General features: G+C 49.9%; 8 protein-coding genes. 4 read left to right on the top strand and 4 right to left on the bottom strand.

Annotation, left to right across the window (positions count from 1 at the left end; genetic code table 11):
* On the top strand, positions 1–127 hold a 127-nt coding region (locus tag AB1656_06530; protein MEW6235024.1), incomplete at its 5' end, for a phosphate starvation-inducible protein PhoH.
* A 39-nt stretch (positions 128–166) separates the two neighbouring features.
* Here the strand turns inward: AB1656_06530 and AB1656_06525 are convergent.
* From AB1656_06525 to AB1656_06515, 3 genes are all read right to left on the bottom strand, one after another.
* Positions 167–1,045, bottom strand: coding sequence for an HDOD domain-containing protein (locus AB1656_06525; protein ID MEW6235023.1), 879 nt, complete (start codon positions 1,043–1,045; stop codon positions 167–169).
* 57 nt (positions 1,046–1,102) lie between these two features.
* Positions 1,103–1,402: an HU family DNA-binding protein gene (locus tag AB1656_06520; GenBank protein MEW6235022.1), complete on the bottom strand. Its 300-nt coding sequence runs from the start codon at positions 1,400–1,402 to the stop codon at positions 1,103–1,105.
* A 611-nt stretch (positions 1,403–2,013) separates the two neighbouring features.
* Positions 2,014–3,906 carry a hypothetical protein gene (locus AB1656_06515; GenBank protein ID MEW6235021.1) on the bottom strand — a complete coding sequence of 631 codons (1,893 nt, stop codon included), beginning with the start codon at positions 3,904–3,906 and terminating at the stop codon, positions 2,014–2,016.
* Between AB1656_06515 and AB1656_06510 the strand changes: the two genes are divergently transcribed.
* The 3 genes from AB1656_06510 to AB1656_06500 all read left to right on the top strand — a co-directional run bounded on the left by AB1656_06510 (position 3,884) and on the right by AB1656_06500 (position 6,626).
* Positions 3,884–4,171 (top strand): hypothetical protein, encoded by a 288-nt coding sequence (locus AB1656_06510; protein MEW6235020.1) that lies wholly within the window; start codon positions 3,884–3,886, stop codon positions 4,169–4,171. The genes AB1656_06515 and AB1656_06510 overlap by 23 nt on opposite strands.
* A 377-nt stretch (positions 4,172–4,548) precedes the next feature.
* On the top strand, positions 4,549–5,850 hold the full coding sequence (locus tag AB1656_06505) for a neutral/alkaline non-lysosomal ceramidase N-terminal domain-containing protein (GenBank protein MEW6235019.1): 1,302 nt from the start codon (positions 4,549–4,551) through the stop codon (positions 5,848–5,850).
* A 164-nt stretch (positions 5,851–6,014) separates the two neighbouring features.
* Complete coding sequence (locus AB1656_06500) at positions 6,015–6,626, top strand: DUF3137 domain-containing protein (GenBank protein ID MEW6235018.1); 612 nt, start codon at positions 6,015–6,017, stop codon at positions 6,624–6,626.
* Between the two features lie 246 nt (positions 6,627–6,872).
* Here AB1656_06500 and AB1656_06495 read toward each other — a convergent pair whose 3' ends face one another.
* Entirely contained in the window at positions 6,873–7,952 is a 1,080-nt protein-coding gene (locus tag AB1656_06495; protein MEW6235017.1) for a hypothetical protein, read from the bottom strand.
* Positions 7,953–7,970: the final 18 nt, after the last annotated feature.

Here is a 7,970-nt window from a genome sequence, read left to right as displayed (position 1 = left end):
ATTCAATAATGGATTGAATTGGATCGTGAAAACCTGCATAGGCGAATCGAATTACGGCCACATTGTGCTGAAAGGAGAGCGCAGCCGAGGTCCCATTTGCGATATCGTTATCCGCAAAGGATTGTGATACGAGAAGAGAAAGGGTTCCCTCCCAATTCCCAAGGCTTTAGTCTTCGATGGCAATGAATTGGGAGGCGAACTGAGAAATTTGTTCTTCGGCGGCGTCGCGGAGGGAGTTGTAAAGTTCCTCGTCGATTTTGGCGATTTTTAAGGCGTAGCTGCTGGCGGGATGCTTCATTTGATCCAATTGAACGCCATAGCCGAGTTCCAGCACGATCGCATCCGCAAGGTTGACGATAGCCGTAAGAATGGACTTGTTCTTAGAGGCTTCCGGAGTGTGATGGAAGCGAATGGCGTGAACGAGCTCGTCGGGAAAATTCCATTTGTTCGCTAACGCCGCTCCCAACTCGTCATGAGAAAAGCCCACGGTCTCCCGCTCCGCTTTTAAATCGGAGATATTGTTGCTTTCCATCAAATCGACGATCGTTTCCGCCGTATCCTTGATGATGATAGCCATGACCAGTTGTCCGATGTCATGCAACAGGCCCGCCGTGAAGGCGGCGTCCGCGATATCGGGCTTGATCTTTTTGCTGATGATCTGGCACGTCAAGGCGCAGACGACGGCGTGATACCATAAGCCGCCCTTCTTATAACCGTACACCTTTTTATCCGGACTGAAGAGTTTACTGATGGAGCAAGTGAGGACAAGATTGCGAACTGTATGGAAACCCAGGTACATAATGGCCTGGGAAAGAGACGAAACGACGCGCGGCAATCCATAATAGGAAGAATTGCATAACCGCAAGATATTGCCCGTCAACGCCTGATCCTGGGAAATCACGTCCGTGAGTTGCTTGGCTGTAGATTCGGGATCCCGGATCAGCTGCATGACTTTCACGACGATGCTTGGCAACGGGGGGATATCGTCGATTTCTTGAACAATTTTTTCCGGCAATGCTGAAGAAGTATCCAAAGTATCTTTCATCGTAACCTGCAAAAAGCCGCCAATCTCATACCAACCAAGATAATTACAAGTATTCGCTTAAGCGTCGGCATTCTCGTTGATATTGATCTTTTTCTTCATAAGTTGCCCAGGCTTGAAGCTGATGTGTTTTTTAGCGGGAACGGTGATGATCTCGCTGGTTTTTGGATTGCGAGCCTGCCGCGCAGCGGTCTCTTTCACTTTAAAAATCCCGAAATTTCGAATCTCGATATTCCCGTCTCTCGATAATCCCTCGCACATGGCGTCGAACATGGTCTGTACGATGTCCTTGACGCTGGAAATATCGAATCCCGTTCTCGCCGCGACTTCCTTCACGATATCTTTTTTCGTGCTTGTCATTATTTTTCCTCACCGCTATCCTTGGCTGGCGTCGAATAGTAATTTTTATAGGCGAATCTAACGAGTTCTCCAAGAGATATTCCGAAATGGCGGCGCCGCATACGCGAAAGGAGATTTTCCCGTCTCTCCAATCCCTAGCTGCCGCCTCCGTCCTTCTCTCGGGATACTTAACGAAGGAGGCCTCAATCCCAAATGAGCCAACAACAACGGCGCAACAGGCGAGTATTCAAGTCTCAATGATCGAACAAACCCAAATCCATTCGCAACAATGCGCGACAAAAAATTGACAAAGGAAAATCAATGCAAAAAGATCTTTTTTATTCCTCGATTAAGCAACATACCATAATCGAAGCGTCTCTCGCGTTTTATTCAAATCGTTAGTTCTTCTTATTTATCCGAAATAAAACTCCATATTTTCCGTTCCCTAAAAAAATAGAATCGACAGAAAAGAGTTAAGCATATGTAAAACTATAACTTATCGCAGGACATGAATCAAGATGATTCCGCAAGAAATATCTTCGTAATTATCAAATTGATTTGCGTTCGGTTAGCGAAGGAGCCGCCGCCGTCATAAATTCGAAAGAATTTGTTGGGAATAGAGCCGACAAGAATCAGGCGCCGTTCATGAAATTGCGAACTAAATCGCGGACCGTATCGGAGTAGGTCAATTCGGCTTCATCCGAAGATGGGGGAGGAAAAGCGTGATTATCGATCGTAAAACGCAGCGTGACCATCCGTTTGCTTTCGGTATAGACGCACTCCATCTGAATGCGCAATAGATTTTTAATGACGCGGAAAAGCGACAGGCAAATATCCTGCTCCAATTCGTCCACAGAGAGGGAGCCGGTTTTATCTTCGCAGGAAAGTCCCACTCGTTCGTCCAGCAGATCGTGCAGATACCCGGCATGGTTGCGCGCCACATCCGAAATCATAAACGTCAAGACCGGCTTTCCACGGGAATCCAGCAAAGCGCGCACGGCCAGGTTGGCGTTTTGTTGGCGATCGTCTTTTTTGGACGCCCAATAGGAGAGTATCGATATCAGGCATTCCATCATTTCTTGGAATACTCTCTCCGGAGCATGGATTTGAATATCCATATTCGGAGTATTGGCGTCGATGTGCAGATAATCGGAAAAAAGGTCTTCCGCCTGCAAATGCTCGCGAATCCAATAGGGTAGGCGAATGGGCTGAACAGCGCCCGCGTTCCCATTCTCCAAATGGCGCAACGCTTCGATGCGGCGAAGACATCGCTTGAATTGGATTTCCGCCCGCGAAATTGGCGAGCTGACCGAATTTTTTCTTAGTGGATTCGCCTCGCCGGCGACGCAATCGAGGACGAGGCGTTCAAGAAGAAGGTTGGAAGAGAGATGTTTCGGATAACCGCTTTCTTCCCGCAAAAGCAGGAAAAAAAGCCGCGAACCATCTCCCGTAGGAACCGGCAGCGAACGAATGCGGCATGAGACGGAACGGTTCATCGCCGTCTGCGGCCAAACGCAGAGATCGTCGATCTCTTTTTTGGCGCCGAGCCGGATCATCGGCTCCAGGCAACGGCGCAGACGTTCGTCTACGATGACGCCATTCTCCACTTTCGCGAAGCGGAGCAGACGATCCGACAATTCGTTGGAGGAATGGACGATATAATCGCTGTCGATGACCATGACTCCGCACCAAATCGATTCGAAAAGCGCTATCAATCCATCTTGCATTTCTTGGCGCACCGCTTTCAATTCGTTCTCCATGCGCAGCAGCGATTTGCGGTAATCGGAGCATCCTCGTTCCGTTTGACGAAGCGTATCGTCGAGAATGGAAGCTGTTTTTCTTTCCTGCTCCATCTCCGCCAACATGCGGTTGAGATAGACGCCGATCTCCGCCAAACCTTTGGAAAAGGATCGGGTGTCGATGCGCCCGGAGCAATCGCCGTTGACGATGGAACTTAAGGTTTTAACCAGCCGCGATTGTTCGCGGGAGATGACGCGAAGCAGAACGAGATAGGAAAACAAAAAATGAAAAGCGAAAGACGCCGCCGTAAAATAGGCCACGCCGGTTCGCAAACCGTAAAAATATTTCCATGTCGCTTCCGGAAGCCATCTCATGCGCAACACGGCCCGATAAGAATTGGAGACGTTCAAGGGGATGAAATATTCCCAGCTGTCTTCACTGAGAAACGGTTCGCCGGAAGAGAGAATTTCATTCAAAGAGAACGATGTCCGGGGAATAACGCCGTTTTTTCCTACCTCGCGGGATTGGGAAACGGAGACCGGCATTTTACCAAATCGGCGATCGAGCAGAGATATTTCCTCGATGAAAGGGCTGCCGTCCAGCAGGGTTTTCAAATACGCCGCCACCGCCTGGATCGGTTCTTCCGCATCGGGGGATTCCGCCAAGGACAGAATGGCGGGACAAGCGGCGATTTGCTTGGAAAGATTGGCGGAATATTCTTCCAGTTTCTGAATCCGGTTCTCTTTGACGATCGCCAGCAGAATGAAGCATCCGGCGAAAATCACCAGGGATGATATCGTCGACCAAGCCAACGCGATTTTAAAGCGTAAACTCATCGCTCTTGTTGAAGAGGCCTTTCTTTCCTCAACCCTCGCTCCAACGCGCCTTCGTCCGCCGCAAGCGAAATATTTCGATGGCGCGCCTTGGCTTATGCAGCGGGATGCCCGCAAAGAGAATCCATGTTATTTCATTGCATTATTCAAGGCTATTTCATCAAAACGTCCAACGAGTACAATCTTGCCGACGGCGAAAATGGATATCGATATTTAGGGAGAGGAGAGAAAACGAGAGACCAAGAATAAACAAAGAAGGGCTTGGAAATTTAAGCCAAGCTCAACCGGCAAACCCTCTAACCCTAAACAAAAGACAAATCAATATGCGAATCGCAAGAAACGGTTCAATCCCACTGCTGCCTCATGCCAATTCTCGGCGCATTGGATTTATCATAGCACGAAATAAAATTAATGGGCAAGTTCCCAATGCGATTTCGCGCTTTGCGCCAAGTTTTTTTTCGATTCATTTATAGAGATTCCTTCGCAATAAAGATAAAGTCGCCAATAGATTTTCCCGTATACAGTCCCGCCAAAATCAGTAAGATTATAACACTCTTATCTTTACCATTCCTTTCATAAAAAGGCGAAAGCATTATGCGACAAATCCTGGTCATCGCTGGCTTGATCTGGTGGAGTTGTTTTCCAACGGTCCTTGGGGCGGAAACGGGAAACGCGGCGCTGTCCGCCGGAACCGCTTGGACGGATATCACGCCGCCGCTGGGCTGTCCCTTGTGGGGATACGGGAGCCGCAAGGAGGGCGCGGATGGGGTTCTCGATCCCCTGCTAGCCAAGGTTTTAGTTTTGCAATCGACGCAAACCTCCATCGCCTTCGTCAGCTGGGACGTATGCGAATTCCAATTGCCCCGGCTGCGGGATCGCTTGGGAGAGTTGGGCATCGATCGGTTGTTGTTGCTCAACAGCCATACGCATTACGGACCGGACCTTTTCCGCGACGATTTTCCTTCCAAAGAAAAACCCTGGATAAGCGTGATCGAAGACCGGATATTCAACGCGATTCGAAAAGCGAAACAGAATATGTTTCCCGCTTACATCGCCGCGGGAGAGGGATCGATTCAATTGGGCTACAATCGCCTGCGCCGCGATCCCGACGGCCTGGCGACGACGATCTTTCAAAACAATCCCCATATTCCTTATGGTCCCGTCGATCCCAATGTCGGCGTCATTCGCATAACCGACAATGCTGGCGCCATCCGCGCCGTTTTCGTTCGCTACGCATGCCATCCGGTTACGCTCGGTTCTAGATGCTTGAAAATTTCCACTGATTACGTTGGCCCTATGTACCGCAAGGTGGAGAAAGAACTGGGCGGTTCGGTTCAGTGCCTGTTCGTCCAAGGAGGCGCGGGCGATATCAATCCCCTCTACCAAGCCGTAGGCAAGCATGAAGAGGAAGACCTCGCTCTCCCCACAATCATGGGCGAATTGTTGGCGAACGAAGTTCTCGGCGTCATAAAGAGAATGGATAATGTTCCTGGCCGTTCGGACGAGCTGCTGGCCGCCAGCGAGGTTCTCGAATTCAAGCATCGCTGGGAGAAAGACAAGACGCTGCGCTTCGGAACGACCTCCATCCTTATCAACGGCGAAATCGGCGTCGTTACGCTGCCGGGAGAGCCGTTTCATCAATTTCAGATCGACGTGCGGGAAAAAGCGGCTCTGCCTCACGCTTTTATGTTCGGCTATTGCGACGACTCTTACCAGGATTGGCCGCAATGGTATCTTCCCGATATCCAATCCGCCGCCCGGGGCGGTTATGGCGCAAGCGACTCAACCATCGCCGAAGTGGGAACCGGAGAGCGGCTGGTCAATCAAGGTTTGATCCAACTCTATACGCTGCGGGGAATGCTGCATCCCGAACCGCAGCCGGGGCGGCGGCCATAATAAGAAACGCCTGGTGGAAGGAAATCCTACGACAGACTCGACGCAAGATGCGTTCTTCATCTACCGTTATCGATAAGAAGAAGTGATAATAACCAAGAGACGAGGGCGGTTTGCGGAATTTGCCTCCGGCAAAGATTATTCCATCACGAAAAGAGAGATGAAACATGGCGATGCTGCGAAAACTATTCGGACCGAGTAAAGACGAAGTATGGAAGAAATTGTGCCAAGAGATCGGGGCGGAATTCATCGAAGGCGGATCGTGGTCGGGGGGAAAAGTCATCGCCAAAGCCGATGATTGGACGATCACTCTCGACACCCACCGCATCGATACGCAACACGATCATATCTTCTGTACGCGCATGAGAGCGCCCTTCGTCAACAAAGACGGCTTCTATTTTTCCATCTATCGCAAGGGAATCTTCGACGCCATCGGGAAACTATTGGGAATGCAGGACGTTCCCGTCGGCGACGAAGAATTCGACCGGGATTTCATTATCAAAGGCAACAACGAAACCAAAGTCAAAGCGCTTTTTTCTGATCCCAAGATCCGGGAGTTGATCAAAGCGCAGCCATCGTTCTATTTCGAAGTCAAAGCCGATGGAGGCTGGTTCGAGGAACGCTTTCCCGAGGGCGTGGACGAACTCTATTTTCTCGTGGATGAATGCATCACGAACATTGAACGGTTGGAAGCGCTCTACAAATTATTCGCCGCTACGCTGCACCAACTTTGCCATATCGGCTCGGCTTACGAGAACGATCCGAATATCCATCCATAAACAGCGGAGGCTCTTGCAAAATTGATAAAATCCGCCTTCAAATTCTCCCCCCCAAGCTTGGGGGGAGTTAGAGGGGGGTTGATTTTATTAGACTTAAAACAACCCCCTCCTAAACCTCCCCCAAGCTTGGGGGAGGAATAATGGAATTTTGCAAGAGGCTCGGTAGTTTAATCCAAATCGTATTTTCTCTAATCTATACGGCGCAGGGGTGAGAAAATACAAACCCCTGCGCCTCCAGCATAATTCCTATTTCAAAAGTCCCGCCGCCTTAACCGCTTGGTCTATGCTCTCCTCCGTTCCGTCTATTTCCTTGATTTTCGTAATTTTCCATCGTTCAGTATGGGAAACGGCGTCCGCTGGTTTAAGGTTTTTCTGCGGACCTAACGATTCTACTTCAAGGATGGCGTTGTTCGTGAAAATTTCCACCGAACAGCCCATATCGGGATACGAATCCTTGGGATCGTAAGCGAGGCGCTTCACGAACAATACATCTTTAGTCGCGTAGCCCACCCAGCCTTGAACGTCGGAAAAGCCGATTTTAATAGGCTGCTTGATGGATGGTTCTTGGCGAATCGTAATGTATTTTTTTAAATACGTCAAACGAGGATCGGCGAGATCGGTATAGCTCCAAGTAATGACGGCGCGTTCAGGAAGAAAATGCCCCGGCCCATGCGGCGCGAAGGGAGGATTGGGGATAATGGCGGTTCCGCCGTCTCTCATGACGGTCAACGCCCAAGGCGCCATGCCGATAGGCTCAAGGCTGCAATTCTCGGCGCGATGCTCCACTGCGATTTCGCCGTCGTCCGTCATGGATACGATCATCTGCTTGCGGATGCGTAGATTCTTGCGGAAAGAGGAAACCGCCATTCTTTTTTCGATCTCCTCGAAGCCGAGATTCTGTTTGCGCAGGTCTTGATCCAAAATTTCCGGCGGCGCGGTTAGCGTAATCTTATTGCCTTCCACTTCCACCTTGAGTTCGTCCATGTCGGGATAGTAGGTAAACTCCACGGTTTCGGGCGCGATCCAGAAACGATGGCCGCCAAAGGAGCGCCAGGAGTCCGATTGCTTCAATCCCAGATCGTTTTTGCTGACATTGAATAGATTCTCGCCGCCAACGAAGCCAAGATGGATGATGCGCGGCCCAATATCGGCCACAGCGATCAATTCCACTTCTCCATTGGTCATGCGATAACAGTTAGTCCAACCGGCAAAGGATATTTTTTCGATCTTCACGGTTCCTCCCAGACTCGCTAAAGGCCATAATGCGATGATGAATCCCAAAATTATAATCACCCTTGCCGCTTGAAAACAGTACTTGCCTATCATGTTTTGATCTCTCCCTAA

The organism is Candidatus Omnitrophota bacterium (assembly GCA_040755155.1).
Classification (GTDB): domain Bacteria; phylum Hinthialibacterota; class Hinthialibacteria; order Hinthialibacterales; family Hinthialibacteraceae; genus JBFMBP01.
Note: the sequence above shows the minus strand (reverse complement) of the source record. Positions and strands in the feature narration are given on the sequence as shown.

Excerpts from the sequence above, each read along its gene's own strand:
- AB1656_06525 (MEW6235023.1), bottom strand. The coding sequence starts at position 1,045 with ATGAAAGATACTTTGGATACTTCTTCAGCATTGCCGGAAAAAATTGTT.
- AB1656_06520 (MEW6235022.1), bottom strand. The coding sequence starts at position 1,402 with ATGACAAGCACGAAAAAAGATATCGTGAAGGAAGTCGCGGCGAGAACG.
- AB1656_06510 (MEW6235020.1), top strand. The coding sequence starts at position 3,884 with ATGAAGCATCCGGCGAAAATCACCAGGGATGATATCGTCGACCAAGCC.
- AB1656_06505 (MEW6235019.1), top strand. The coding sequence starts at position 4,549 with ATGCGACAAATCCTGGTCATCGCTGGCTTGATCTGGTGGAGTTGTTTT.
- AB1656_06500 (MEW6235018.1), top strand. The coding sequence starts at position 6,015 with ATGGCGATGCTGCGAAAACTATTCGGACCGAGTAAAGACGAAGTATGG.
- AB1656_06495 (MEW6235017.1), bottom strand. The coding sequence starts at position 7,952 with ATGATAGGCAAGTACTGTTTTCAAGCGGCAAGGGTGATTATAATTTTG.